Annotated in this window: 24 protein-coding genes; 11 read left to right on the forward strand and 13 right to left on the reverse strand. The window is 74.2% G+C overall.

What is annotated here, in order from left to right; all coding sequences use genetic code 11:
• The first annotated feature begins 4 nt into the window (after positions 1 to 4).
• Both IE108_RS07385 and IE108_RS07390 read left to right on the forward strand, forming a co-directional pair.
• Positions 5 to 667 (forward strand): response regulator transcription factor, encoded by a 663-nt coding sequence (locus IE108_RS07385; protein ID WP_064726730.1) that lies wholly within the window; start codon positions 5 to 7, stop codon positions 665 to 667.
• A gap of 99 nt (positions 668 to 766) precedes the next feature.
• Complete coding sequence (locus tag IE108_RS07390; RefSeq protein ID WP_079163435.1) at positions 767 to 1,921, forward strand: ROK family transcriptional regulator; 1,155 nt, start codon at positions 767 to 769, stop codon at positions 1,919 to 1,921.
• 34 nt (positions 1,922 to 1,955) lie between these two features.
• Here the strand turns inward: IE108_RS07390 and IE108_RS07395 are convergent, their stop codons facing one another.
• Positions 1,956 to 2,717, reverse strand: coding sequence for a GntR family transcriptional regulator (locus tag IE108_RS07395; protein ID WP_064726732.1), 762 nt, complete (start codon positions 2,715 to 2,717; stop codon positions 1,956 to 1,958).
• A 116-nt stretch (positions 2,718 to 2,833) separates the two neighbouring features.
• Positions 2,834 to 3,721 carry an RNA polymerase sigma-70 factor gene (locus tag IE108_RS07400; RefSeq protein WP_064726733.1) on the reverse strand — a complete coding sequence of 296 codons (888 nt, stop codon included), beginning with the start codon at positions 3,719 to 3,721 and terminating at the stop codon, positions 2,834 to 2,836.
• 145 nt (positions 3,722 to 3,866) lie between these two features.
• On the opposite strand from IE108_RS07400, the gene IE108_RS07405 reads away from it, so the two are divergent.
• Positions 3,867 to 4,745 (forward strand): alpha/beta fold hydrolase, encoded by an 879-nt coding sequence (locus tag IE108_RS07405; RefSeq protein ID WP_064726734.1) that lies wholly within the window; start codon positions 3,867 to 3,869, stop codon positions 4,743 to 4,745.
• Here the strand turns inward: IE108_RS07405 and IE108_RS07410 are convergent.
• Both IE108_RS07410 and IE108_RS07415 read right to left on the reverse strand, forming a co-directional pair.
• Positions 4,697 to 5,566, reverse strand: coding sequence for an esterase/lipase family protein (locus IE108_RS07410; protein ID WP_064726735.1), 870 nt, complete (start codon positions 5,564 to 5,566; stop codon positions 4,697 to 4,699). The genes IE108_RS07405 and IE108_RS07410 overlap by 49 nt on opposite strands.
• Positions 5,567 to 5,718: 152 nt before the next feature.
• Positions 5,719 to 6,213 carry an SRPBCC family protein gene (locus tag IE108_RS07415; protein WP_373296926.1) on the reverse strand — a complete coding sequence of 165 codons (495 nt, stop codon included), beginning with the start codon at positions 6,211 to 6,213 and terminating at the stop codon, positions 5,719 to 5,721.
• 219 nt (positions 6,214 to 6,432) lie between these two features.
• Here IE108_RS07415 and IE108_RS07420 point away from each other — a divergent pair, with 219 nt between their 5' ends.
• From IE108_RS07420 to IE108_RS07445, 6 genes are all read left to right on the forward strand, one after another.
• Positions 6,433 to 7,080, forward strand: coding sequence for a hypothetical protein (locus IE108_RS07420; RefSeq protein WP_064726736.1), 648 nt, complete (start codon positions 6,433 to 6,435; stop codon positions 7,078 to 7,080).
• Positions 7,081 to 7,129: 49 nt separating this feature from the next.
• Positions 7,130 to 8,887, forward strand: coding sequence for an NAD(P)/FAD-dependent oxidoreductase (locus tag IE108_RS07425; protein ID WP_064726737.1), 1,758 nt, complete (start codon positions 7,130 to 7,132; stop codon positions 8,885 to 8,887).
• A gap of 150 nt (positions 8,888 to 9,037) precedes the next feature.
• Positions 9,038 to 9,562 (forward strand): RNA polymerase sigma factor, encoded by a 525-nt coding sequence (locus IE108_RS07430; protein ID WP_079163436.1) that lies wholly within the window; start codon positions 9,038 to 9,040, stop codon positions 9,560 to 9,562.
• A 53-nt stretch (positions 9,563 to 9,615) separates the two neighbouring features.
• Positions 9,616 to 10,404, forward strand: coding sequence for a hypothetical protein (locus tag IE108_RS07435; protein ID WP_064726739.1), 789 nt, complete (start codon positions 9,616 to 9,618; stop codon positions 10,402 to 10,404).
• 87 nt (positions 10,405 to 10,491) lie between these two features.
• A complete protein-coding gene (locus tag IE108_RS07440; protein ID WP_064726740.1) occupies positions 10,492 to 12,069 on the forward strand; it encodes an ABC1 kinase family protein in 1,578 nt (525 codons plus the stop codon).
• A gap of 77 nt (positions 12,070 to 12,146) precedes the next feature.
• Positions 12,147 to 13,022 carry an SAM-dependent methyltransferase gene (locus IE108_RS07445; RefSeq protein WP_064726741.1) on the forward strand — a complete coding sequence of 292 codons (876 nt, stop codon included), beginning with the start codon at positions 12,147 to 12,149 and terminating at the stop codon, positions 13,020 to 13,022.
• 65 nt (positions 13,023 to 13,087) lie between these two features.
• Here IE108_RS07445 and IE108_RS07450 read toward each other — a convergent pair whose 3' ends face one another.
• Genes IE108_RS07450 through IE108_RS07490 form a run of 9 tightly spaced genes read right to left on the reverse strand, consistent with a single transcriptional unit; the run spans position 13,088 to position 21,837 of the window.
• Complete coding sequence (locus tag IE108_RS07450) at positions 13,088 to 14,329, reverse strand: wax ester/triacylglycerol synthase domain-containing protein (protein ID WP_064726742.1); 1,242 nt, start codon at positions 14,327 to 14,329, stop codon at positions 13,088 to 13,090.
• 52 nt (positions 14,330 to 14,381) lie between these two features.
• Complete coding sequence (locus IE108_RS07455) at positions 14,382 to 15,704, reverse strand: NAD(P)/FAD-dependent oxidoreductase (protein WP_064726743.1); 1,323 nt, start codon at positions 15,702 to 15,704, stop codon at positions 14,382 to 14,384.
• A complete protein-coding gene (locus IE108_RS07460) occupies positions 15,701 to 16,282 on the reverse strand; it encodes a flavin reductase family protein (RefSeq protein WP_079163437.1) in 582 nt (193 codons plus the stop codon). The genes IE108_RS07455 and IE108_RS07460 overlap by 4 nt, the downstream gene beginning before the upstream one ends.
• Complete coding sequence (locus tag IE108_RS07465) at positions 16,254 to 16,721, reverse strand: aromatase/cyclase (RefSeq protein ID WP_064726744.1); 468 nt, start codon at positions 16,719 to 16,721, stop codon at positions 16,254 to 16,256. Before IE108_RS07465 ends, IE108_RS07460 begins: the two co-directional genes overlap by 29 nt.
• A 35-nt stretch (positions 16,722 to 16,756) precedes the next feature.
• On the reverse strand, positions 16,757 to 18,025 hold the full coding sequence (locus tag IE108_RS07470; protein ID WP_064726745.1) for an aspartate aminotransferase family protein: 1,269 nt from the start codon (positions 18,023 to 18,025) through the stop codon (positions 16,757 to 16,759).
• Entirely contained in the window at positions 18,022 to 19,143 is a 1,122-nt protein-coding gene (locus IE108_RS07475) for an SDR family oxidoreductase (RefSeq protein ID WP_064726746.1), read from the reverse strand. The genes IE108_RS07470 and IE108_RS07475 overlap by 4 nt, the downstream gene beginning before the upstream one ends.
• Positions 19,144 to 19,196: 53 nt before the next feature.
• A complete protein-coding gene (locus IE108_RS07480) occupies positions 19,197 to 20,330 on the reverse strand; it encodes an acyl-CoA dehydrogenase family protein (RefSeq protein WP_064726747.1) in 1,134 nt (377 codons plus the stop codon).
• Positions 20,331 to 20,375: 45 nt separating this feature from the next.
• The gene (locus IE108_RS07485; protein WP_064726748.1) at positions 20,376 to 21,338 is read right to left on the reverse strand and encodes a bifunctional lysylphosphatidylglycerol flippase/synthetase MprF; all 963 of its coding nucleotides are present in this window, start codon (positions 21,336 to 21,338) and stop codon (positions 20,376 to 20,378) included.
• Positions 21,322 to 21,837 carry a hypothetical protein gene (locus tag IE108_RS07490; RefSeq protein WP_064726749.1) on the reverse strand — a complete coding sequence of 172 codons (516 nt, stop codon included), beginning with the start codon at positions 21,835 to 21,837 and terminating at the stop codon, positions 21,322 to 21,324. Before IE108_RS07490 ends, IE108_RS07485 begins: the two co-directional genes overlap by 17 nt.
• A gap of 148 nt (positions 21,838 to 21,985) precedes the next feature.
• On the opposite strand from IE108_RS07490, the gene pdxR reads away from it, so the two are divergent.
• Entirely contained in the window at positions 21,986 to 23,458 is a 1,473-nt protein-coding gene (pdxR, locus tag IE108_RS07495; RefSeq protein ID WP_079163438.1) for a MocR-like pyridoxine biosynthesis transcription factor PdxR, read from the forward strand.
• 67 nt (positions 23,459 to 23,525) lie between these two features.
• Complete coding sequence (locus IE108_RS07500) at positions 23,526 to 25,112, forward strand: alkaline phosphatase D family protein (RefSeq protein ID WP_064726750.1); 1,587 nt, start codon at positions 23,526 to 23,528, stop codon at positions 25,110 to 25,112.
• The last annotated feature ends 119 nt before the right edge of the window (positions 25,113 to 25,231 follow it).

Here is a 25,231-nt window from a genome sequence, read left to right on the forward strand (position 1 = left end):
GCGGATGCCGGTCAGAGTGCTCCTCGTCGACGACGAACCCCTCGTACGCGCGGGTCTGCGGGCGGTATTGGAGGCGCAGCCGGACATCGAGGTGGTCGGGGAGGCCGCGGACGGGGCGGCGGTCGTGCCAATGGTGCGCACCCTGCGGCCGGACGTGGTCGCCATGGACGTCCGGATGCCGCTGCTCGACGGCATCGAGGCCACCCGCGCGCTGCTGCGGACGGTGGCCGACCCGCCGAAGATCCTCGTGGTGACGACCTTCGAGAACGACGAGTACGTGTACGAGGCGCTGCGCGCGGGCGCGGACGGGTTCCTGCTCAAGCGCGCCCGGCCGGCCGAGATCGTGCACGCGGTACGGCTGATCGCCGAGGGCGATTCGCTGCTGTTCCCCGCCTCGGTGCGGCAACTGGCCGCCGAGTACGGCGACGACGGCGGGAACCGGGCGGCCCGCGCCACGGTGGAACGGGCGCGGCTGACGGAGCGAGAGGGCGAGGTGCTGCGGCTGATGTCGCGCGGGCTGTCCAACGCGGAGATCGCGGCGCGGCTGGTCGTCGGCACCGAGACGGTGAAGTCGCACGTGAGCGCGGTGCTGGCGAAGCTGGGGGCGCGGGACCGCACCCAGGCGGTGATCACGGCGTACGAGTCGGGGTTCGTGGCACCCGGGTGAGGGGCGCGCACGGCCCGGGCCGGGACCACCGGCACTCGCCGGGGCGCGGCGGGCCGAGTACGATCCGGCGCACACGCGCACGAGCTGGGAGGACGGACCTTGGCAGGCCTGACCGGCGGGGATCCGTCGCTGTTGCGGAGGATCAACTCCGCCGTGGTGCTGCACGCGTTGCGTGCGACGGACTGCGCGACGCTGACCGAGATCACCAGGGTGACGGGTCTGTCCCGGCCGACCGTCGAGGGTGTCGTCGAGGGGCTGATAGAGGCCGGCCTGGTGGTCGAGACGGCCGCCGACGAGGGCACCGCCCGCCGGCAGGGGCGCCCGGCTCGGCGCTTCCGGTTCCGGGCGGAGGCCGGTCATCTGCTGGGCCTGGAGATCGGGCCGCACCGCGTCGCCGCGCTCCTGTCCGACCTGGACGGCCGGGTGATCGGCGCCCAGGCCAAGGACGTCGGCGTCGACGCCCCGGCCGACGAGCGGCTGGAACGGCTGCGCACGGCCGTCGCCGAGCTGCTGCGCCGGGCCGGGGTGGCGCGCGGCTCCCTGCGGGCGGTGGGCGCGGCCACGCCGGGGATCGTGGAGGCGGACGGCACGGTCCGGCTGGGCACCGCGCTGCCGGGGTGGACGGGGCTGAGTCTGGGCGAGCGGCTGAGCCGGTCCTTCAAGTGCCCGGTGCTGGTGGAGAACGACGCGAACGCGGCGGCGGTCGCCGAGCACTGGAAGGGGGCGGCCACCGAGTCCGACGACGTCGTGTTCGTACTGGCGGGGCTCAGTCCGGGGGCGGGGGCGCTGATCGGCGGGCGGCTGCACCGGGGGTACGGCGGCGCGGCCGGGGAGATCGGCGCGCTGCACCTGATGGGCCAGGACGTGACACCGGAGACGCTGCTGTCGACGACCGACGAGCCGCTGCATCCGCTGGACGAGCAGGCGGTCGCCCAGGTCTTCGCCGAGGCCCGCGAGGGCGACCGGCGGGCCCGTGCGGCGGTGGAGCGCTTCACCCAGCGGCTGGTGCACGACGTGACGGCGCTGGTGCTGGCGCTGGATCCGGAGCTGGTCGTCGTCGGAGGCTGGGCGGCCGGTCTGGACGGCGTGCTCGAGCCGCTGCGCCGGGAGCTGGCCCGGTACTGCCTGCGGCCGCCCAGGGTGGCGCTTTCGCTGCTCGGCGAGGCGGCGGTGGCGACGGGCGCGCTGCGGCTGGCGCTCGACCACGTCGAGGAGCAGCTGTTCGCGGTCGAGGGCGCGACGGCACGCCGCTGACCCGCCGGGGGGCGGGTGCGGCGGACGGCGTGGGTCAGGAGGCGCGGGTCTGCGGGCCGTGGTGGATCTCCACGTCGCCAAAGTCCCCGAAGGTCAGCCGGCAGGTGTCCGCGCGGTAGGTGGCGACGGAGAGGGCGGCGGTGCGGCCCCCGGCGAGGTAGCGGGTGGTGACCACGAGGACGGGCGCGCCCGGGAGGCGGTCCAGCTCCTTCGCGTCGTCGGCGCCCGCCGAGCCCAGCTCGACGGCGCTCTCGCGGTGCTCCAGCTCGCCGCGCCCCAGTTCGCGCAGGACGGCACGGGCGCGGGAGGGGCCCGAGGGCGACTCGATGGCGGTGAGGTCGGGGACCGAGGACGCGGGGACGTAGAGCAGCTCGGCGGCGACGGGCTGGCCGTGGGTCACGCGCGAGCGGCGGACCACGTGGACGGTCTCGTCGCGCCCGGTCCCGAGGGCGTCGGCGACGGCGGCGGGCGGTACCGCCGGCACGCAGTCGGCGGGCTCCCAGGCGTCGTCGGCCGCGCCCGGCCAGTCGTGCCGCGCGGTGCCCACGGCGACGCCGACGCGGGGCGGGGCGACGGTGGTCCCGACGCCGCGGCGGCGCTGGAGGCGGCCTTCCAGTTCGAGCTGCTCCAGGGCCTGGCGGAGGGTCGCGCGGGCGACTCCGAAGCGGGCGGCGAGGTCGCGCTCGTTGGGCAGGACCTCGCCCACCGAGAACTCCGAGTCCAGGGCCTCGGTGAGTACGGTCCTGAGGTGCCAGTACTTCGGTTCCGGCACCGATTCCAACTGCGTGGTCCCCACCCTGTCCTCCGCAATCGCCGTGATCCGGCGGCGTTTTGACGCCCTTGTTTATTAAAGGTTGTTGCAGTTCTCTGCGACCATAGGACGCCCCACCCCCTTGGTCAAGACCAATCCGGCTATGCGAGGTCGGCCAGGGCGAGGAGTTTGTCGGGGTTGCGGATGATGTACACCGACTGGATCAGACCGTCGGCCACCTCGATCTGGAAGACGGAGTCGGGCCTGCCGCCCGACAGGGCCAGCAGGGCGGGCCCGCCGTTGATCTCCAGGAAGCGGTGGGAGAAGTCCGGGACACCCTTGCGGGCCGCGCCCTGGAGGAAGCGGGCGACCTTGTCGGAGCTCTCCAGCACGCGCAGCGGCGCCTTGGACTTCCCGCCGCTGTCGCCCACCAGGCGGACGTCCGGCGCGAGCAGCTCCATCAGCGCGGCCAGGTCGCCGCCGGCCGCGGCGGCGAGGAACCGCTCGGTGAGGTCCCGGCGCCGCACCGGGTCGACGTCGTAGCGCGGGCGGCGCTCCTCGACGTGCCCGCGGGCGCGGACGGCGAGCCGGCGCACCGCGGGCTCGCCGCGCTCCAGCATCGCGGCGATCTCCGCGTACGGGTAGCCGAACGCCTCTCTGAGCACGAACACCGCCCGCTCCAGCGGTGACAGGGACTCCAGGACGACGAGGACGGCGAGGGAGACGGAGTCGGCGAGGACGGCCCGCTCGGCGCTGTCGGGAACGGTGTCCCCGAAGTCGGTGACGTAGGGCTCGGGCAGCCAGGGGCCGACGTAGGCCTCGCGGCGGGACTTGATGTGGCGCAGCCGGTCGACGGCGAGCCGGGTGGTGACCCGCACCAGGTAGCCGCGGGGTTCGCGGACGCTGGACCGGTCGGCGCCGGACCAGCGCAGCCACGCCTCCTGGACGACGTCCTCGGCGTCGGCCAGCCGCCCCAGCATGCGGTAGGCGACGCCCAGGAGGACGGGACGGTGTGCTTCGAAGACGTCGGTCGCGGTGTCCGTGGTCACCGCTCCATACCAGCGGACCCCTTCGGCGGTGTCCAGACGGAACCCGCCGGGGGCTACCCGTCGGTAGCTCTTACTGACAGGCTGTCTACGCAACTGTCCCTGCAACGTCGCCCCCTACCGTCCGCGTGTTCCGACAAGGAGCCCCATGTCCGCAACGCTCTCCTTCACGGCCCCCACCCAGCACGGTCCGCAGGACATCACCGTCTCCTACGCGCGCGTGGGCGCCGGTGAGCCGCTGCTCCTGCTGCACGGCATCGGCCACCACCGGCAGGCCTGGGACCCGGTGCTGGACATCCTCGCCACCGAGCGCGACGTCATAGCCGTGGACCTGCCCGGGTTCGGACGGTCGACCGCGCTGCCGCACGGGGTGCCGCACGACCTGACGACGACGAACGCGGTGCTCGGCGCCTTCTGCTCGGCCCTGGGCCTGGACCGGCCGCACGTCGCGGGCAACTCCCTGGGCGGTCTGCTGGCGCTGGAACTGGGCCGGCACAACCTGGTGCGGTCGGTGACCGCCCTGTCCCCGGCGGGCTTCTGGTCGCGGGCCGAACGGCGTTACGCGTTCGGCGTGCTCATGGGGATGCGCCTTACCGCCCGGAGCCTGCCCCTTCCCCTGGTGGAGCGCATGTCCCGCACCGCCGTCGGGCGCACCGCGCTGACCAGCACGATCTACGCCCGTCCCGCCCGCCGCTCCCCCGAGGCCGTGGTCGCCGAGACCCTCGCCCTCGCGCACGCCGAGGGGTTCGCCGAGACGCTGCGGGCCGGTCGGAGCGTGCGGTTCACCGACGACGTGCCCGGCATCCCCGTGACCGTGGCGTGGGGCGACCGGGACCGGCTGCTCCTTCCCCGGCAGGGCGTCCGCGCCAAGCACGCCGTCCCGCGGGCCCGCCTGGTGCGGCTGCGCGGCTGCGGTCACGTCCCGATGAACGACGACCCCGCGCTGGTGGCCCGCGTGCTGCTCGACGGCAGCCGGCCTCAGGAGGCGAGCGCCGCCAGTACCTCCTTCAGCACGGTCGGGTTGTAGGGCATGCTCGCGTGCGGGGTGCGGTCGTCGGGGTCGATGTCCTGGAGCACGATGTTGTTGACGTAGCGGCCCTCCGTCTCCTCCAGGGCGCACGAGGTGTACGGGGTGACGACGTCGTCGTACCGGGTGGCGATGACCGTGTGCCGGACACCCTCCGTGGTCTCGCCCAGCTCGGCCAGCTCGCGCTGGAAGGGGTGGTCGTGCTGGAGCTGCGGCCAGGCGGGCACGACCTCCCCGACGGCGCCCTGTTCCAGGATCTCGACCGCGCCGGGAATCTGGCGGGCGAGGTTCAGCAGCCCCTGCGCGGTGACTCCGTGGTTGCTGGGCGCGATGCCGACGAAGTTGTGCACCTTGGGACCGCCGCCCAGCGCGTTCAGGTAGTAGCGCGGCATCATGCCGCCCTGCGAGAAGCCGACGACGTCGACCTGCTGGGCGCCGGTGCGCCGCAGCACCTCGTCGACGAAGTCGGCGAGCTGCCGGGCCGAGTGCTTGATGTCGCCGAGTCCGAAGATCACGGGGTTGCCGTGCTGGCCGTAGTCGAGCCGGAAGACGCGGTGGCCGTGCTGCCGCAGCAGCGGGGTGGCCGAGGTCCAGGTGTAGCCGCGGTTGCCGAAGGTGCCGTGCACCAGGACCACGGGGCGCGGGTGCTCCTCGGAGGCCGGGACGTTCCAGTCGTCCTCGCCCGCGCGCACGTCGACGGTCGCGAGGATCTGAGCGGTGCCGGCCTGGCCGAGGCCGGCCAGGCGGTGCGGTGATTCGGTGAGGTCCGTGGTGACGTCCTCGGAATTGACCCCCGGGATGCGGGGATTCAGGAAACTCACGACGCTCTCCCTGTCGTTGGGACGGCCCGCCGGGATCGCCGGCGGACACGCTGCGACTTCTCAGTCTCGCGTCCGTCGATTCACGCAACGATCCCTCGCCCGGGGGAAAGAAATACCTCCATCGGGTGTCTGGGGTGCGGGAATTCGAATCCTCACGCCGACCGGCCGAAGACCGCGCCGCGCAGCAGCCGCACGTACCAGCCGCACCGGACGGGACGGGCCACCCGCCCGGTCAGCGCCCGCTCCGCGCGGTCCAGGCCGAGCCCGAACACCGCGTCGTGCAGCGGCCGGACGATCAGCGCCCAGGCCAGCCAGCGGATGCCGCGCGGGCGGACGACCAGGGTGTTGCGCAGCACCGTGCGCCCGTCGTCGAGCGCTTCGACGCTGAACTCGTGGAAGCCGTCGAAGCCCCGGGGGCCGGTGAACCGGAAGCGCACCCAGCGGCCCGGCACGTAGTGGCTCACGACATACCGCACCGGTCCGTGCCCGCCGGGCACCCCGACGGCCAGGGGCCGCTCGAAGCGCACCGGCGGCCAGTCCGGGGGCCAGAGGCGGTCGTGCTCGCCGCCCAGCGAGTCGATCAGGGCGCCGGCTCTGTCCGGCGCGACGGGCAGGGGGCGTTCGTGCACGTTCCACACGGCGATCACGCGGGAGATGCTGCCCGGTACCCGTTGCGCGGAACTCCGCCGATAAGGGGGCGGCCGGAACACGCGACCGGAGCGCGCGGTGCGGGCCGCGCGCCGCCTTCGTCACGACAACGCGCGGTCCACGGGGCGGTGTTGTGCCTGGGGGGTGGGGCGGCGTCCGAGCGTAAGGACAGATGAGACGGAGACCGCCGCTACGGCGCACAGTGAGGGGGAACGGCCATGACCGCAGGGCGCGAGGCACCCGACTCCGGTGACAAGAGGGCCGGTTGGCCCGCCGTCGCACCTGAGTCCCTGCCCGGTGCGTGGCAGCCCCTGTTGGAGCGGCCCGCCCTGGCGGAGCTGCTCGGCCACCCCCTCGCCGGCGCCGCGCTCACGCGGATGCGCCGGCTGCCCCCCGGGGTGGCCGTGCACTCCCTGCGCACGTTCCTGCTGGCCGACGCACGCGCGCGGATCGAGGGCACCGCCTACGACCGGGTCGGGCTGCTGGCCGCCGCCGCGTTCCACGACTCGGGGCTGGTGGGGCGCGCGCCCCTGGGCCGGGGCGGATTCCCGGGCCGCTCGGCCGAGTTGCTCGACCGCTTCCTGGCCGGCCAGCAGGTCGGCACGGCCCGGCGCGGGGCGCTGACCCGGGCGGTGCGGGAGCACATGCGGCCGTTCCCGGCACGTGACGCGGGTCCGGAGGCGCGGCTGCTGCACTTCGGCGCGTGGCTGGACGTCACCGGGCGCGGCGAGCGCCTCGCCCCCGGCGACCGGCGGCGGCTGGCCGCGCTGGCGCCCACTCCGTGGTTCGCCGTCTCCTTCTCCGCCCGGGTCGCCGCCTGCGGGCTGCGCCGGGCGCTGCCCGCCTCCGCGTCCGCCCGCCGGTGAGCGCGGAGCCGGGCAACTCGCTCTACCCGTCGCGAAAGGAACCGCAGACATGCAAGAGGACCAGCGTGTTTTCGATGTGGCCATCGTGGGTGGCGGCATCGGCGGGACGATGCTGGGGGCCGTGCTCGCCCGCCACGGCGTGCGCGTGCTGCTGCTGGAGGGCAGCGGCCACCCCCGGTTCGCCATCGGAGAGTCCACCGTCCCCGAGACCACCTTCGGCCTGCGGGTACTGGCGCGCCGCTACGACGTCCCGGAGATCGAGCACCTGGCGACCCACGGGGCGCTGCGCCGCCACGTGTCGTCCAACTGCGGGGTGAAGCGGAACTTCAGCTTCGTCTACCACCGGGAGGGCGAGCCGACCCGCCCCGACGAGTGCACCCAGTACCCCACCTGGGGCCCGCCGCTCGGTCCCGACTCGCACTACTTCCGGCAGGACGTGGACGCCCACATGTTCCACGTCGCGGTCTCCTACGGCGTCACCGCCCACACCCACACCCTCGTCGACGACGTGAAGTTCGAGGAGGACGGAGCCACCCTGGTCACCCGGGACCGGGGAAGCTTCCGGGCGTCCTACGTGGTCGACGCCGGCGGGATGCGGGCCGTGCTGCCCGAGCGGCTGGGACTGCGGCAGGAACCGCCGTACCGCACCCGCTCGCGCACGATCTTCACGCACATGGTGGACGTGCGCCCCTTCGACAGGGTGGCGCCGCCGCGGGCGGAGCATGGCATGCCCAGCCCGTTCAGCCAGGGCACGCTGCACCACATGTTCAAGGGCGGCTGGTTCTGGGTCATCCCGTTCGACAACCACTCCACCAGTACCAGCGAGCTGTGCAGCGTCGGCGTCAACCTCGACCTCGACCAGTACCCCCGGCCGGACGACGTCCCGGCCGAGGAGGAGTTCTGGCGGCACGTGCGCCGGTTCCCCAGCGTGGCCCGGCAGTTCGAGCGGGCACGCTCGGTGCGGCCGTACGTGTCCACGGACCGCACCCAGTTCGCCTCCCAGAAGGTCGTCGGCGACCGCTGGTGCCTGCTGCCGCACGCGAGCGACTTCATCGACCCGCTCTTCTCCAGCGGCCTCGCGGTCACGGTGATGGCGCTGAACGCGCTCGGCCACCGCCTCATCGAGGCCGTGCGCCGGAACGACTTCGACACCGCCCGGTTCGCGTACCTCGACCACTGGACCAAGCGCATGTTCCGGTTCTACGACGACCTGGTGTCGTGCAGCTACGTCTCGTTCGACGACTTCGAGCTGTGGAACGCCTGGAACCGGGTGTGGACCATCACCACGCTCTACGGCACCAACGCCCAGAACCAGGCCGCCGTGGCCTTCGACAGGACCGGCGACCCCGCCGGCTTCGACGCGCTGGAGCTGCCGCCCTACCGGGGTCTCCAGGGGGTCGACAACCCATGGGTGGAGCGGCTCTTCGACCAGGCGAGGGACGCGGTCCTCGCCTACCGCGCGGGCGAGTCGACCAAGGAGCGGACCGTCGCCCGCATCTACGAGCTGCTGCGCGAGAGCGAGCTGTGCCCGTCCGTGTGGGGCACCCTCGATCCCCAAGACCGCTGCCCCGCGGGCGTGTTCACCCTGTGGCCGCTGATGAGGATCCTGCTGTGGGGGAAGTTCCGCTCGCCGCGGCACGTGCGCGGCTCGTACTTCACCGGCGGAGGCCGGATGGTGGGCAAGGAGGCCGTCCAGGCGTACACCGGCGCCGTGCGGGCCGGGGGCTCCCAGGTGCACCAGACCGTGCGGGACATGTGGGTCAACTGGAACGGCGACTGGACCCGGCGTCCGGAGCCGCGGAAATGAGCGGGAAGAATCATTCCTGCCGACCGGCGGAGGTACACATTCCGGTTTGCCGTTCCGGGACCTCGGGTAGGAAAAGCGCATGGCCGACAAATAGAAAATCGGCCGCGATTCCCCCTGCTCAATCCGAGAGACAACGGGCTGCAATCCACAATGGCGCGACATTCCACCTGCCAATCGCCCGCTGAATGCTCCTGGGAAGACATCTTCCAGCATCAGGAACGCCTCATGCGGTTGGTTCGGCGAAGACTGCCGAGTTTTCAGGACGCCGAGGACTGCGTTCAGGAAACCATGGCACGCGCAGCCGCCCACGCCGCGTTGGACAGGAATCGACTCGGTGCCTTTCTGACGTCAGTGGCGCTCCGCCTCTGCATCGACTTCTACCGTGACATGGACCGTCGCAGCAGGCTCCTCCAGCGAACGGCCCTCCTGGACGCCTCCGGGACGACCGAGGAGGACGTCTGCGACCGGGACTTCGGCAAATGGCTGCTCGGCCAGGTGCAACACCTTCGCGGCCGGGAGCAGGAAGTCATAATCGCCCGCTCCGAGGGAATTTCCACCGCGGAATTCGCTCGCCTGAACAACATCTCGGTGAAAGCGGCCGAAGCCGCCTTCACCCGGGGCCGCGCCCGACTGAAGAGCGCGTGCGCCAAGGCGCTGGAGGGCTGCATCAAGTAGGGCCCTGATCCGCGCTTCCACCCATCGAGGAGAAACGGAAAGGGAGAACACCCATGTCCAACAGCAGGAACATCCAGGATATTTTCAAGGATCTCGTCGGCGATATGGCCGACAGCGGGAAGGAGGCCTTCGACGACCTGCTCAACCGGTCGGAGAGGTCCGGCTCGTGCCGCTCCGGCAACCCGGTCGACACCCTGGCCGGGCTGCCCGCGAACGCCTTCGGCGCGCTGGCCGGCGCCGTCAACCCGGCGGCCGCGCTGGCGGGTGCCGCGAACCCGCTGGCGGCCCTGGCGGGCGGGGCCGGTGCGGGCCATCCCCTCGCCGGGCTGGGCACGGACGCCGTGAACCAGCTGGGCGGCATCGCGCAGGCGGCGCAGAACCCCCTGGCCGCCCTCACCGGTGCGGCGGGCGCGGGCAACCCGCTCGCGGCCGTCGCCGGGGCCGCGAATCCGCTCGCCGCGCTGAGCGGGGCCGGCAACCCGCTGGCCGCGCTGAGCGGGGCCGGCAACCCGCTGGCCGCCCTGGGCGGCGCCGCGAACCCGCTGGCCGCGGTTGGCGGGGCGGCCGGCGCCCTCGGCGGGCTGGGGCAGCTGGCCGGAGGTCTCGGGCACGCGGCGGGCGGGGTGGGCGACCTGATGTCGCTGCCGTCCCAGCTCACCCAGCTCCTCCAGGTGCTGCCGAAGCTCATCGAGGCGCTCCAGGGCCTGCAGAACCTGACCAACCTGCCGGGCCAGGCCGGACAGCAGGGGCTCGCGGCGCTCCAGGGCCTGACCGGGCAGCAGGGCGGCGGCACGTCCCGGGGCGGCACACCCCAGGGCGGCACGTCCTCGACGTCCGGCTGACCCCCGGTCCCGTCGTCCGCGCTCGTCCGTCCCGTTCTGTCCGTCCTCCCGCTCGTCCGTCCGTCCCGTCAAGGAGGAACACACACGATGACGTCTGTCGTCGGTGACCGGCTGCGTCTCGTGGTCAAGGTCCTGGGCAGCCTCGTGGCCAACGAGGTCGGACAGGCGACGCGACTGCGCAGACGCGGCCGGCGGGACGCCCGCCCCCCGGCGGAGGCCGCCGACGCCTCCGCCGGGTCCGGCGGCGACCCCGCGGCCGGATCCGAACTGCGCCGCGCGAAGGCCGTACGGCACGCGCTGGAGAGCCTGGGCCCGTTCTACGTGAAGCTCGGCCAGATCCTGTCCACCCGGCCGGACATGGTCCCGCAGTCGATCCGCGAGGAACTGCAGAACCTGCACGACCAGGTGGATGTCCAGCCCTTCTCGGTGTTCGAACCCGTGCTCGCGCAGGATCTCGGGCCGGACTGGAAGCTGCGCTTCGACGACGTCGAGACCGTCGCCCCGCTCGGGGCGGCCTCCCTCGCGCAGGTCTACCGGGTGACCCTGCCCGGCGGACGCCCGGCCGTGGTCAAGATCCAGCGGCCCGGCATCCGCGAAGGGGTGCTGGCGGACATGGCCCTGATGCGCCGGGCGTCGAAGATCGTGGCCCGCGTGGCACCCCGCTTCAACGAGGTGATCGACATCGAGGCGATGCTCGGCTCCGTCTTCGACGCGATGGAGCCCGAGCTGGACTTCAACGGCGAGGCCCGCAACATGGACGAGGCCCGCGAGCACGTCCGGCCCTTCCGTTCGCTGGAGGTGCCCCGGGTCCTGTACGCGGGCCCCCGGGTGCTGGTCCAGTCGCTGGCCGACGGCAGGTCGGTGCGGCACATCGACCGGGCGCACTTCGCCGACGACGAGCGCGTCGAGATCGGCAAGGACCTGCTGCGCTTCATGTACCACGGGTACTTCGTGCACCGGTTCTTCCACGCGGACCCGCACGCGGGCAACGTCTTCGCCGCGCCCGGGGGACCCGCGACGCTGATCGACTGGGGCATGGTGGGCCGCCTGGACCGGCGCACCAGCCTGCAACTACTGCCCCTGTTCATGACGTTGGCGCAGAACGACGGCGCGGGACTGGCCCGGCACTGGGCGGAGATGGGCCGGATCACGCCCTGGGCCAACATGCCGGCCTTCACCGCCGACATGGCCGCCTTCGTGCCCAAGGTCTCCCATCTGGCGCTGGAGGACATGAACTTCGGCGTCTCCCTGACCACGGTGCTCGCGAAGGCGACGAAGCGCGGCATCGGCTCGCCGCCGGCGGTCTCGCTGCTGGGCAAGTCCTTCGCCAACCTGGACGGCTCGGTGCGCTGCCTGGCTCCGGAGATCACGCTGCCGGAGGTGTTCCAGGGCGAGGTGCCGAAGATCCTCCTCGCGCTGGGCCGCGAGTTCCTCGGCCGCAACCAGTTCGCCCGCAACTCCATGGAACTGCTGCTGACCGCCGTCACCAGTCCCGACCAGGCCCGCGGCGTGCTGTCCGACATCGCCAACCGCCAGTTCGCGCTCAACGTCCACGAGCCGCGCACCCCGTCCGCGATGGGCGGGCGTCAGCCGACCCGCCCCTCCGGCGGGCTGCTGGCCCTCGCCGCGCTCGCCGTCCTGCTGGGCCGGCGCCGCTCCCCGTGACCCCCGGGGCGCGCGACGGCGGCGGAGCCCGACCGACCGCACCGAACGAGCCCGGCCCACCGACACGGAGGTCTCCCATGCCGGAACCCGAATCGCCCCTGTCCCCGCCCTCGCCCGGCGCCCTGCTGCCCGACGGGCTCTCGCGGGTCGCCCTGTGGACCGCGTCCGCCCACGCCCGCGAGTACGAGCGGCCCGCGCCCTACGTCCGCGACCCGTGGGCCGCGGGCTTCGTCCGGGCGGCGGGCTTCCCCGGCGGCCCTCCGGGCGACGGTCCGCTGCAACGGCTGCTGCCCGACTGGGCCGTGGTGCGCACCCGCTTCTTCGACGAGTTCCTGGTGGACGCGGCCCGCTCCGGCTGCCGCCAGGTGGTGCTGCTCGGCGCCGGACTGGACACCCGTGCCTTCCGCCTCGACTGGCCCACGGGAACGCATGTCTTCGAGGTCGACGATCCGGCGCTCCTGGCCTTCAAGGAACACGTCCTGGACGAGGCCGCGCCGTCCTGCGGGCGCCGCACCACCGTGGGCGCCGATCCGGCCGGTTCCTGGGCCGACGAGCTGCTCGACGCGGGGCTGGACCCGGCCCGGCCCACCGCCTGGCTGTCCGAGACGTACCTCTACCACCTCCCGCCGGCCGCGGTGCAGTCCCTGGTGCGCACCATGACCGGGCTGTCCGCGCCCGGCAGCGCCTTCGGCGCCGAGTGCGTGAACGCCGGCACCGCGTCCTCCTCGTTCGTGGCGCCGTTCCTGGAGGCGCTGTCGGCCACCGGGATCTCCTGGCGGTGGCAGCTCGCCGATCCGCCCGCCTGGTGGGCGGAGCACGGCTGGGACGCGGAGGTCGCCGACCCGTTCACGCTGCCGTACCTGGTGCAGCGGCTCGCGCCCTACCTGCCGCTGCTCACCGAGGCCGCGGCGAAGTGCGTGTTCCTCACGACCGGGAGGCTCGGCGGGCGCTGACCGCCGGAGGCGACGGCGGGGCCCCGGGCACACACCGCCCGGGGCCCCGCCGTACCGCGTACCGGCTAGAGCCGCTCCAGCTCGAGCAGCGCCGCGAGCCACAGGTCAGGGAGTTCGTCGGCGCCCTTCAGCGCCTCGTCGTGGATCACCGCGAGGCAGGCGGTGTCGTGCTGGCTCGTCAGGGTGGTGAGGCAGCGGATGCCGGCGCCGAGCCCGGAGTAGACGACGGACCGGCGGGCGGTGCTGCCCTGGTGGACGAGGGCGCTGCCGAAGTCCACGCTGCTCACCGGCCCGGCGACGGACCGGCCGTTGACCATCCGGGTGCCGACGCGGGCGCCGACGCCGCGCGGGCCCGCCGTGAGCAGCAGCCGCAGGGCATCGCGCTGCCGGCCGGTGCGCAGGCCGTCGGTGCGGGCGGTCACCCGGCTCAGGGCGTGCCGCGGGGACGGCGCGTCGCAGGGCAGCAGGACCCGGGCGACGACGAGCCGGTTGCCCGGGGCGCACTCCTCGCCCCCGGGCCGCACCGACATCGGGACCGCCACCGGCAGCGACGGATGGACGGAGCCGGTGTTCTTGTGGTGCCAGGTGCCCACCGCGTGGGCGAGCGCGGCGAGGAAGACGTCGTTGACCGTGGCGCCGTTGGCCCGGCCGACGGCCCGCAGCCGGGCCACGGGGACGACGGCCTGGCACAGGGTGGTCCGGCCGCTCACCGGTACGTCGAAGGCGGGCATGTCGCCGGCGCGGAACGAGGCCGCGACGTCGCCGAGTGCCCCGACGAGACCACCGAGCGCGGGCCTGCGCCCGCGGTAGGCGGGCGGCCCGCCCGCCGGGTGGTCGTCGAGCAGCGCGCGGGCGGTGTGCGCGGCGCCCACGCCGTCCTGGAAGGTGTGGTCGGTGCGGTAGCAGAGGCTGTGGCCGCCCGCGGGGCCGTGCACGAGCCACACGTCCCAGGGCGGCCGGCCGTCGCCGCCCATGGGCCGGGACAGCATGAGCCGTCCGGCCCCCGAGCCGTCGTCGTCCCCGGGCAGCCAGGCCTCGTGCACGTGCCGCTCGACGTCGATCGCGTCGACCCGGGTGAAAGTGCGGCTGCTCCGCGCGATGCGGTAGCGCAACGCCGGGATGCGCAGGGCCCGTTCGGCGACCCGGGCACGTACCGAGTCCAGGGTGGGCGCGCGGCCGGAGAACCCGAACAGGAAGCCGGCCGGGAGCGGTCTGCCGCCCATGGCCAGGTGGTAGGCGAGGTCGGCGGCGCCCATGGGCAGGGACGCCGGGGGCGTGTCGTGGGCGCCGGGGCGGGGGTCGGGCATCGGGAACCTCTCGTTCGGTTGCGGGACATGGCTGTCGCCTCGGACCGGCCCGTCAGCACGCGTGGCGGGCGACACGCCCGAGCGTGTCCACGTATCCGCGCAGCAGGGACCGGCCGGGACCGCGCACGGGCAGGCGCGGTGCCCGGGAGCGGTGCCACGGCAGGGGTTCGCCGGGGGCCGGCTCGCCCAGCAGGGCGGCGGCCACGTGCGCTCCGTGTGCCACGGACAGGGCGAGGCCGTGTCCGCAGCAGCCGCCGATGTACCAGACGTCGGGCAGGCCCTGGACCGGTCCGACCACGGGCAGGTCGTCGCCGGTCATGCCGATCCGGCCGGACCAGCGGTGGGTGACCCGGACCCGGGCGAGGCCGGGGTGCAGGGACCGCAGCCAGTCCTCCAGGCGGGCCCAGGCGCGCTCGCGCCGGGCCTGGAGGCCCGGCGCGCCGAGGCCGCCGGGGACGGTGGCGGTGCCGCCGCCCGCGACCAGGCCCCGGTCCGGCAGCAGCCGGAAGTACGGGGCGAGCGGTACGGCGTCCACGACGGCGTGCCCGGCCGGCCCGCCCAGCGCCTCGTACGCCGCGCGGCTCAGCGGCTCGGTGGCGACGGCGTACACCTCCAGCGGCAGCACGGTGCCGACCGGCAGGTCCAGGGCGGCCGCGGCGGAGTTGACGGCGAGCACCGCCTGTCCCGCGTAGAGCCGGCCGTGCGGGAGGACCAGTTCCGGGCCGACCAGGTCGCCCGGGCGTACGGCCAGCAGCGGGCTTCGGCCGTAGAAGCGCACCCCTTTCCCGGCGCAGGCGCGGGCGAGGGCGCCGGTGAGGGCGGCCGGGTCGAGGGTGGCGGCGGGCCGGTGCAGGAGCGCCGCCCGGTAGGGCACGCCGACGCGTGCGCGGACGTCCGCCGCGGTGAGGACCGGAATGTCCAGGCCGAGTTCGCGGGCGGCGCGGGCCTGGCGGGCGAGTGCCGTCAGGCCCGCGGGTGAGCGTGCGGCCATGAGCTGGTCGCCGGGGCGCGGCCCGCCCGGTACGCCCAGTCGCGCGCACAGGGCGAGGACGTCGCGCACCGCCTGCTCCCCGGCGCGGTGCATGAGGCGGGCGGCGTGCGGGCCGTGGCGGCGCACGGCGCGGTCGAGGGGCGGTCCGGCGCGCGGGCCGAGCAGGCCGGTGCCCCGTCCGCTGGCACCGGCGGCCGGCCCGGCGGCGTCGACCACGGCGATGTCGAGGCCGGGTGCGCGCTCCGCGAGGTGGTAGGCGCAGGACAGCCCGGCGAGGCCGGCGCCGACGACGGCCACGTCGGCGGTGACGACGCCGTGCAGCGTGGGCTGGGACGGGAGTTCCGCCGGGTCCCAGTACGGCGTGCCGGCGGGCCGGCCGGTCATCCGGCGGCGTCCGGCACCGGGTCGGTGAGGGTGCCGAACCGCCGGTCGTGCCAGAGCAGCGGGCGTCCGGCGCCCACGTGCACGGCGGCGACCCGGCCGACGACGAGGTGGTGGTCGCCGTAGCGGCGCACGTCCTCGGTGAGACACACCGACCAGGCGAGGGACCCGGCGAGCACCGGCACACCCAGGACCTGCCGGGTGTCGGTGCCGGCGAACCGCTCGGCGGCGGTGGCGGCCGGCGAGGCGAACCGGCCCGCCAGGTCCTGCTGTTCCGCGCGCAGCAGGTGCACCGCGAAGGTCCGGCCGGCGCGTACGGCGGCGAGGGTGCGGGAACCGTCGCGCAGGCAGGCCAGGAGCAGCGGTGGGCGGGCGGAGAGCGAGGTGACGGCGGAGACCGTCATGCCGAGGGGTCCGTCCGGGCCGCGGGCGGTCACGACGGTCACCCCGGCGGCCAGCTTGGCGTAGAGGGCGAGGCAGCGGGTGGCGTCCGGTCCGGGCTCCTCGTCCAGGGGGTCGCCGGGCGGCGTCGTGGACCGCCCGGCCGCGCGGTCAGGAACGAGCCGCAGCCGCGTGGTCATCGATCACCTCCGCGTCCGCCAGGCCCCGCAGCACCCGGGCGATGTTGTCCCGGACCGTCGACTCGGCGACGGGGTCGAGGATCTCGGCGAGGGAGGGGATGCCGAGGTCGAAGGCGGCGGTGAACACGACGAGCGTGCCCCCGTCGCGCGGCTCGCAGCGCCAGCTCCCCTCGAAGGTCTGGAAGTCGCCGCTGAGCTGCTCGAAGGTGAGGGAGTACGTCTCGGGCGCGTAGGTGTCGCGTTCGCGCCAGCGCATCAGGCCGCCCCGGAACTCGACGGTCCAGTCGGAGACGGTGGAGCCGTCGGGCAGCGGCGGCTCCACTCGCACCTCGCGGAAGGTGTCGCTGTAGTCGGGGTAGCGGCGGAAGTCGCTGATGCGGCGGTAGACCTCGGCGGGTGCGAGACCGTCGGCGAGGGCGTGCAGGACCACGTGGCGCATGGGTGGTTCGGTTCCTTCCCGGAGGGACGAGGGGGTCAGCCGGCCATGCGGCCGGCCGTACTGGTCAGGGCCTCGGCGAGGGTGGTGCGGAACAGGTCGAGCGCGGCGTCGTCGACCACGGCCGGCGGGGTCAGGCGCAGCACCCGGGTGGAGTTCAGGGAGTGGTTGACGAGCACGCCCCGGGCGATCAGCTCCAGGAGCGTCTCGCCGACGGCGCGTTCCTCGGCGAACTCGATGCCGATGAGCAGCCCGCGGCCGCGCACCTCCCGGACCAGCGCGCCCTCGTGGGGTGCGCAGACGGCGCGCACCGCCGCGAGGATGCGGGAGCCGAGCGCGGCGGCCCGGGCCACGGTGTCCTCGTCCTCCATGGTCCGGACGGCGGCCAGGGCGGCGGCGCAGGCGATCGGCGAGGCGCCGAAGGTGGAGGTGTGCAGGTAGGGGTCGCGGCTGAAGGGGGCGTAGGCCTCCTCGGTGGCGGCCATGGCGGCGATCGGTACGACACCGCCGCTGAGCCCCTTGCCGGCCAGCAGGATGTCCGGGGAGACCTGCTCGGCGTCGACGCCCCACCAGGTGCCGAGGCGTCCCATGCCGGTCTGGATCTCGTCGACGACCATGAGGGCGCCGTACGTGCGGCACAGGGCCCGCACCTGCCGGAGGTAGCCGGGGCGGGGGATGCGGACGCCGCCCTCGCCCTGGACCGGCTCGACGACGACGCAGGCCCGGTCCCGGCGGGCGGACAGCGCCTGTTCGAGGTCGGCGGGGTCGTCGTAGCCGACCTGGGTGACGTCCGGCAGCAGGGGCTGGAACGGGGTCTGGTAGGTGGGGTTGGCGGTGACGCTGAGCGCGCCGAGGGTCTTGCCGTGGAAGCCGCCGCGGGTGGTGATCAGGGAGGTGCGCCCGTGGGCGCGGGCCAGTTTCAGGGCGGCCTCGGTGGCCTCGGCGCCCGAGTTGACGAAGTGGACGTAGTCGAGGCCGGGCGGGGTGTGGGCGGCCAGCGCCTGGGCGGCCCGGGCGGCGACGGGTTCGAGGAAGACGCGGCTGGCCAGCGGGTGGGTGTCGATCTGCCGGTGCACCGCCTCGACGACGGCGGGGTGGCGGTGGCCGAGGATGAAGACGCCGTAGCCGCCGAAGTCCAGGAAGCGGCGGCCGTCGTCGGCGTGGATCCAGACTCCCTCGGAGCGGACCTCGGCCATGCCGCCCATGACCCGGCCCATGACGGCGCGGCCGGATCCGATGTGCCTGCGGTAGAGGTCGACGACGTCGGTGCGGCCGGCGGGCGGCGCGGAGGGGGGTGACATCGTCATGACGCCGCCTTCGCGGGGGTGTTCGCGGCGGCCCGGTGCCGGCGGAGGAGGCCGGAGTGGTCCTCGGCCCAGCTCTCGGCGTTGCGGGCCAGCGCGGACCGCAGGCCGGCGCGGGTCGGGCGGGTGCCGCAGTGGGGTTCGCCGAAGGACGTGTCGAAGGGCAGTTCCCGCTGGAAGACCAGGAGCAGTTCCGCGTAGTGCTCCAGCCGGCGGCGGAGCGAGGCGGGCAGGGCGGTGCCCTCCAGCATGGGCAGGAGCAGCCGGTGCAGGGCCTCGACGGGGATGAGCCGGGGCCGCTGGGGGCGGGGCAGGCCGTGGCGTACGGCGGTGTCGGCGCAGACGTCGGCGAACTCCCGCAGTTCGACGGCCTCCTTGCCCGCGGTGAGCCAGTACTCGCCGCCGCCCACTCCGCCCCGGACGAGGTCCGCCAGGGCCCGGGCGACGTAGTCCTGGGGCACCATGTCGATGCGGGCGTCGGGCGCGCCGGGGAGCACCGGAACCTGGCCGAGGATCATCGAGCCGATCGTCTTGGTGAGGCCCTGCTGGCCGGCGATCCGCCCGGTCGCGGAGTCCCCCATGACGACGGAGGGCCGCACGACGACGCCCGGCACCCCGGCCTCGCGGACCATCCGCTCGGCGAGGCTCTTGGAGTCCAGGTAGGCGGCGGCGCCGGGGAAGCGTGCGCGGTCCTCGTCGGAGGGGGTGTTGGCCACGAAGGCGGTGCTCACGAGGTAGAGCGGGGCGTCGGCGCGGGCCGCGAGATCGAGGACGTTGTCCGCGCCGCGCACGTTGGTGCGCATGATGTCCTCGGGCGGGGTGCGCCAGTTGGTCTCGGCGGCGGAGTGCACCACCACGTCCACCCGGAGGGCGAGTTCGTGCCAGGCGAGGGGGGTGAGTCCCAGCCGCGGGGCGACCAGGTCGCCTTCGAGTTCGCGGACCCGCGGGTCGCGCAGCGGGGTGTTGCGGCGCAGGCACAGCAGGTCGAAGTCGGCGGCCAGTTCGTCGATCAGCGCGCGGCCGAGCACTCCGGAGCCGCCGGTGAGCAGCAGCGTGGGGCGGTCGCGGCGGGCCCCTCGGGCGTCGGGCAGGACGGTGAGGCGCGGGGTGTGCGAGGGCATGGCGGTGTGTTCTCCCAACGGGTCTGGGCCCACCGGTGGGCCGGTAGGGCGGGTCAGGCGATGGCCAGCGGGCCGTCGGCCAGGTAGGCGCCGAACGGTGCGGTCATCCGGGAGCGGGACGGCGGGTGCAGGGAGAGTCCGTTGGCCGAGGCGGCCAGGTGGCCCACCTCGTCGGACGTCATGAAGTTGAGCCCGCCGAGCAGTTCGACGGCGCGCGGGACGATGCGGGCGAGGGCGTCCTGGACGCCGTAGCGCACGCACAGCGCCTGGGCGAGGGCCGACTCGTCCAGCTCGCCGGCGTCGACGCGGCGGGCGACGCCCTCGGCGGTGGCCATGGCGGCCTCGGTCTCGACGAAGAGGCGCACGCGTTCGTGGTCGGGGACGCGTTCGTTGAGCAGCACGCGCTCCACCAGGGCGCTCGCGGTGCCGAGGTAACTGCCCGTCATCAGGACCTGGAACCAGACGAGGCCGGCGGTCTGGAGTTCGTCGAGCCGCTCCCCGGAGGTGGTGGCGGTGCGCAGGACGAGTTCCGGCGGGACGAGGACGTCGGTGAGGGTGACCTGCTCGCTCTCGGCCCCGGCGAGGAAGGTGCTGGACCAGAAGCCGCTGACGCTCAGGCCCTCGCTGTCGGCGGGCACGAGGGCGACGGCGAGTTCGTCGCCCTGCCCGTCCTCGCGCGGGATCACGAGGCCGGCGGTGAGCACGTCCATGGAGCGGGCGAGGCTGCACGGGCGTTTGACGCCGTTGATCCGGATGCCGTCCGGGGTGACGGTCGCCGTCATCGACGGGTCCAGGACGCCGGCGCCGCTGCGTCCTTCGGCGAAGCCCGAGGCGACGATGCGGTCGCCGGCCGCCACGCCCTCGATCAGCGTCCACTCCAGGCCGTCGCCGAGGCCCCCGAGACCGACCAGGGTGGCCATGGAGAAGTGGTGCATGGTGGTGGCGACGGCCAGCGAGGGCGAGCGGCTGCCGATGGCCCGCTGCACCCGCAGCGCGTCCAGCGCGGTGGCGCCGCGCCCCTGGTGGGACTCGGGCACCAGCAGCCCGGGGCCGCCGCTGTCCCGGAAGTGCCGGATGCCCGGGCTGCCCGGCCTTTCGAGGTCCAGCAGGGGGATCTCGCGCAGGGCCGGGTCGAGGTCGGGCAGCAGCTTGGCGAGGGTGGTGCGTTCGCGCTCGAGGAATCTCATGAACGTGCGGTCCTCCTGTGCGGTGGGACGGGCGGTGCGGGTGGGTCACACGGCGTTGGTGGCGCGCAGCAGTTGCCAGACGGCGCCGGGGCGGGGCCTGCCGCGGAAGGCGATGTACTCGGGGAGGACCGCGTGCGGGGCCCATTTCTGCTTGTACTCGAGCTGCGAGGCCGCGGGGTAGACGGCGTCGCCGTGCTCCGCGAGGAGGCGGGCGAATCGGGTGAACACGCGGCTCGCGCCGGGTAGTTCGTGCTCCGGATCGAGTCCGGTAAACGGTGTGAAGCCGAAGTGCAGCCAGCCGGCGCCGTCCGCGGTCAGCCGCTCCATGACGGTCGCGTTGAGGGCCTCCATCACGCCGGGCGGCGCGCCGGGGCGGCGCCGGCTGAGGTCGTGGAGCATGCCGGGGCGGCTGCCGTAGACCGGCGAGTAGTTGATGTAGCCGACCGCCTCGCCGTCGATCCGGCCGACGAACAGGCGGCGGTGGCGCTGGAGGTCCCCGGTCCGCTGGCCGACCAGGAACCTCAGCTCCTTGACGTGCCGGCCCTTCTCCCGCAGCCAGCACTGGTCGATGCGGTCCAGCTCGGCCCGGTCGTCGCCGTCCGTGACCTCGGCCACCTCCAGTCCGGCCCGCCTGGCCCGGGAGATCTTGTTGCGCAGCCGGACGAAGCGCGAGCCGCGCAGGGTGAAGCGGGCGAGGTCGACGGCGTAGGAGGCGCCGAGCTGGTTGACCGTGAACCCGTGTGCCGCGTACAGCTCGGCGTCGGCGCGCTGCAGTTGTACGGCGACCAGCCGGCGCCCCGTGTGGGCGGCGAAGGCGTCCAGGAGCCGCGCGCGGTGCTCGGGGGCCGTGAAGGGGCCGCCGAATTGCAGGGCGTAGCGGCCCGAGGTGCGATAGGCGCAGGTGCCCTCGAAACGGTCGTCGTGGAAGTAGGTGTTGCCGCTGTTGAGCGCGAGAAAGGAACTGGGGTTGTCGCTGTGCGCGGCGAGGGTCTCAAGCACGGACGGCATCGGAGTCCTCCGTGTCGTGGGCGGTCGTGCGCGCGGTGCCGAATTCGCCGGAATCCACCGCCGAGCGGTACCGCCGCTCGAACTGCGCGAACGCGGGCGTGGTTTCCGGTTCGAAGGCGACACCGAAGGGTTTGAGGGAGTTCCCGAAGAGCGCGCGGTCTCCCATGAGGTGGATCGGCAGGGCGAGCAGGGCCCACTCGGGCCGGACGAACAGCGCCCATGCCCCGGCCAGGATTCCGGCCGTGACCAGGCTGTGCATCGTGTTGTAGGCGACGTAGCAACCCTTGGGCACGCGCCGGTCCGGGCTGCGCCGGTGGGCGATCGCGCCGGGGAGGTATCCGACGACGTCGATCACGGCGAACAGCAGGGCGAAGACGCCCCAGCGGATTTCCGCACGGTGCTGGAATGCGAGCACGAGGGAAACGGTGAGAAAGCCCAGCCATTCGAGTCGGGAGAGGGCGAAGGTGACCTTGGTCTCGAAACGGTTCCTGGCGTCCACGGGCGCTCCTGGATTGCGCTGAGGATTCCGGGGCCGCCGGGTCCGGCCCCCTCGCTGTGGTCTGTCACTACGGTTTACGCACCGGCGGGACCAACCCCTCGTAAAGTGGGGGCGTTTGGAATGAACTGATACGCGGGGGACTGATCGCATGGCGTCGGCCTGGGAGTTGCTGCTGCCCGCCGTCTCGGCACCGGCACGCGCGCGGGGGCGCGCCCTCCAGGCCGCGCTGCGGGACGCGGTCCGCTCGGGGCGGCTCGCGCCGGGCACCCGGCTGCCGTCGAGCCGGGACCTCGCGGCCGACCTCCGGGTGTCGCGCAAACTGGTGACCGACGCCTACGAGCAGCTGACGGCCGAGGGGTATCTGCGCAGCGGGCGCGGGGCGGGCACCTGGGTGGGTGACGCGGTGCGGGCGGCCCGGCCGGCGGCGCGTGACCTCGCACCGCGCTCCCCCGGCCACCGCGCGGACTTCGTGCCGGGGACGCCCGATCTGTCGCTCTTCCCGCGCGCGGCGTGGGCCGCCGCACAGCGCGAGGTCCTGGCGGAGCTGCCGCACGAGGCCCTCGGCTATCCGGATCCGCGCGGTCTGCCCCGGCTGCGCGGCGCGCTGGCCGGGCTGCTGGCCAGGCGCCGGGGCGTGGTGGCGGACCCGGAGCGGATCGTGGTCGTGTCCGGGGTGGCGCAGGCGACGGCGCTGCTCGCGGGCGTGCTGCACGCGCGCGGGATGCGCACCGCCGGTGTGGAGGACCCCGGCAGCCCCCAGCACCGCGACCTGTACGCCTCGGCGGGCATGGCCACCGTGCCGGTGCCCCTGGACGCCGAGGGGCTGGACGTCGGCGCGCTGCGCGCCGCGGGCGTGCGGGTCGCGGTGACGACGCCGGCCCACCAGTTCCCCACCGGGATCGCCTACTCGGCGCGGCGGCGCGCGGAACTGCTGGACTGGGCGCGGTCCGTGGACGGGCTCGTCCTGGAGGACGACTACGACGGCGACTTCCGCTACGACCGCGCTCCCGTCGGCGCGCTCCAGGGGCTCGACCCGGAGCGGGTCGCCTACACGGGCTCGGTCAGCAAGTCGCTCGCGCCGGGCCTGCGGCTGGGGTGGCTGCTGGTGCCCGGGTGGCTGGCGGACGACGTGGTGGCACGCAAGCGCACCACCGACCTGGGGCATCCGGCGCTCGACCAGGCGGCCTTCGCCCGGTTCGTCGAGCGCGGCGACTACGACCGCCGGCTCCGCGTCTGCGGGCGCGCCTACCGCGAGCGGCGCGACGTCCTGGTGGCCGCGCTGGCCGAGCACTTTCCCGGCTCCGAGGTCACGGGCGTCGCCGCCGGGCTGCACGCGATCGCCACGCTCCCCGGACGGTACGGGCCCACCGAGCGCTTCCTCGACCGGGTGACGGCCGCGGGTGTGGCGGTGCGCTCCCTGGCGGAGTACGGGCACGGGGTGGACAGTGGGGCGGCGGAGCGGCACGGGGTGCGGCTGGTGCTGGGCTACGCGCATCTGACGCCGGCGCGGATCCGGGCGGGGGTGCGGTTGATGGCGGCGGCCGCGCGGGCCGAGGACCCGGGTGCCGGGGCGGAGGGTTGTTCACGCGGAGTTTCCGTGGCCGCCGCGCCGTACCAGTAGGCCTGGCTCTGCACACCGGCCACGGACCCGGCCGGGTCCCTGCCCAGGAGTCCTTGGAGGCGCGTCCATGTCACACCGTCCGTTGCCCGGCCGCCGCAGCGTGCTGCGCGGTTCGCTCGCCGCGTCGGCGGCCCTGACCCTGCCCACCGCGCTCGGGACGGCACCGGCGTTCGCCCGGTCCGGGCGTCCCGGAGCGGGCTGGGGCGTGCAGACGGGAGACGTGACCTCCCACTCCGGTCTCGTGTGGGTGCGCTCCGACCGGCCGGCCCGGATGATCGTCGAGACGTCCGCGACCGAGTCGTTCCGCCGCCCGCACCGCCGGCACGGCCCGCTGCTGGGCGGGGGCACCGACTTCACGGGCACCACCCGGCTGCACGGTCTGCCGCCCGGCGAGCAGATCCACTACCGCGTGCTCCTGGCCGACCCCGACGACCCGCGCCGCACCGGCGAGCCGGTGACCGGCACCTTCCGCACCGCGCCGGTCCGCCGGCGCGACGGCGTGCGGTTCGTGTGGTCCGGCGACCTGGCGGGGCAGGGCTGGGGCATCAACCCGGACCTCGGCGGCTACCGCATCTACGACGCCATGGGCGCCCTGGACCCGGACTTCTTCCTGTGCAGCGGCGACACCATCTACGCCGACGGCCCCATCGCGGAGACCGCCGCCCTGCCCGACGGCCGCACCTGGCGCAACGTCACCACCGAGGAGAAGTCCAAGGTCGCCGAGACCCTCGCCGAGTTCCGCGGCAACTTCCGCTACAACCTCCTCGACGAGAACCTGCGGCGCTTCAACGCCCAGGTCCCCTCCGTCGTCCAGTGGGACGACCACGAGGTCCGCAACAACTGGTACCCGGGCCAGGTGATCGCGGACACGGACGACCGGTACACCGAGAAGAGCGTCGACGTGCTGGCCGCCCGGGCCCGGCGGGCGTTCGGCGAGTACTTCCCCGTCTCCACCCTGCGCCCCGGGGCGCGCGAGGGCCGCGTGCACCGGGTGCTGCGCCAGGGCCCGCTGCTCGACGTGTTCGTGCTGGACATGCGGACGTACCGCAACGCCAACTCCCCCGGCGGGCAGAGCGTGGACCCGCAGGGCATCCTCGGCCGCGAGCAACTGGAGTGGCTCAAGCGGGAGCTGGCGCGGTCGCGGGCGGTGTGGAAGGTGATCGCCGCCGACATGCCGATCGGCCTCGTGGTGCCCGACGCCACGGAGGGCGCGCCCAACATCGAGGCGGTCGCGCAGGGTGACCCGGGCGGGCCGCTGGGGCGGGAGTTGCAGATCGCCGAGCTGCTGCGGTTCGTCAAGCACCGGCGGATCACCGGCACGGTGTGGCTGACGGCCGACGTGCACCACACCTCGGCGCAGCACTACCAGCCCTCGCGGGCGGCGTTCGGCGACTTCGAGCCGTTCTGGGAGTTCGTGTCCGGGCCGCTGAACTCGGGGGCGTTCCCGGCGAGCGCGCTGGACGGGACCTTCGGTCCGGAGCGGGTGTTCGTGAAGGCGCCGACCGCGTCCAACGTCTCTCCCGCGGAGGGCTACCAGTTCTTCGGCGAGGTCGACATCGACGGCGACAGCGCCGAGATGACGGTGCGGCTGCGCGAGCAGGACGGCACGGTGCTGTTCACCAAGGTGCTGCGGCCGGGGCGTGTGGGCCAGTAGTCCCGGTAGCCTGTGGGGTGTACCGCGCACCGGCGTCATCCCCCGGTGCGCGGTCCGGGAGTGCGCACGTCCGTAATGCGGCCAACTCCCCCGAATGCCCTGGAAGTCTTCTTTACCCA

This window comes from Streptomyces parvulus (assembly GCF_014648855.1).
GTDB lineage: Bacteria > Actinomycetota > Actinomycetes > Streptomycetales > Streptomycetaceae > Streptomyces > Streptomyces parvulus.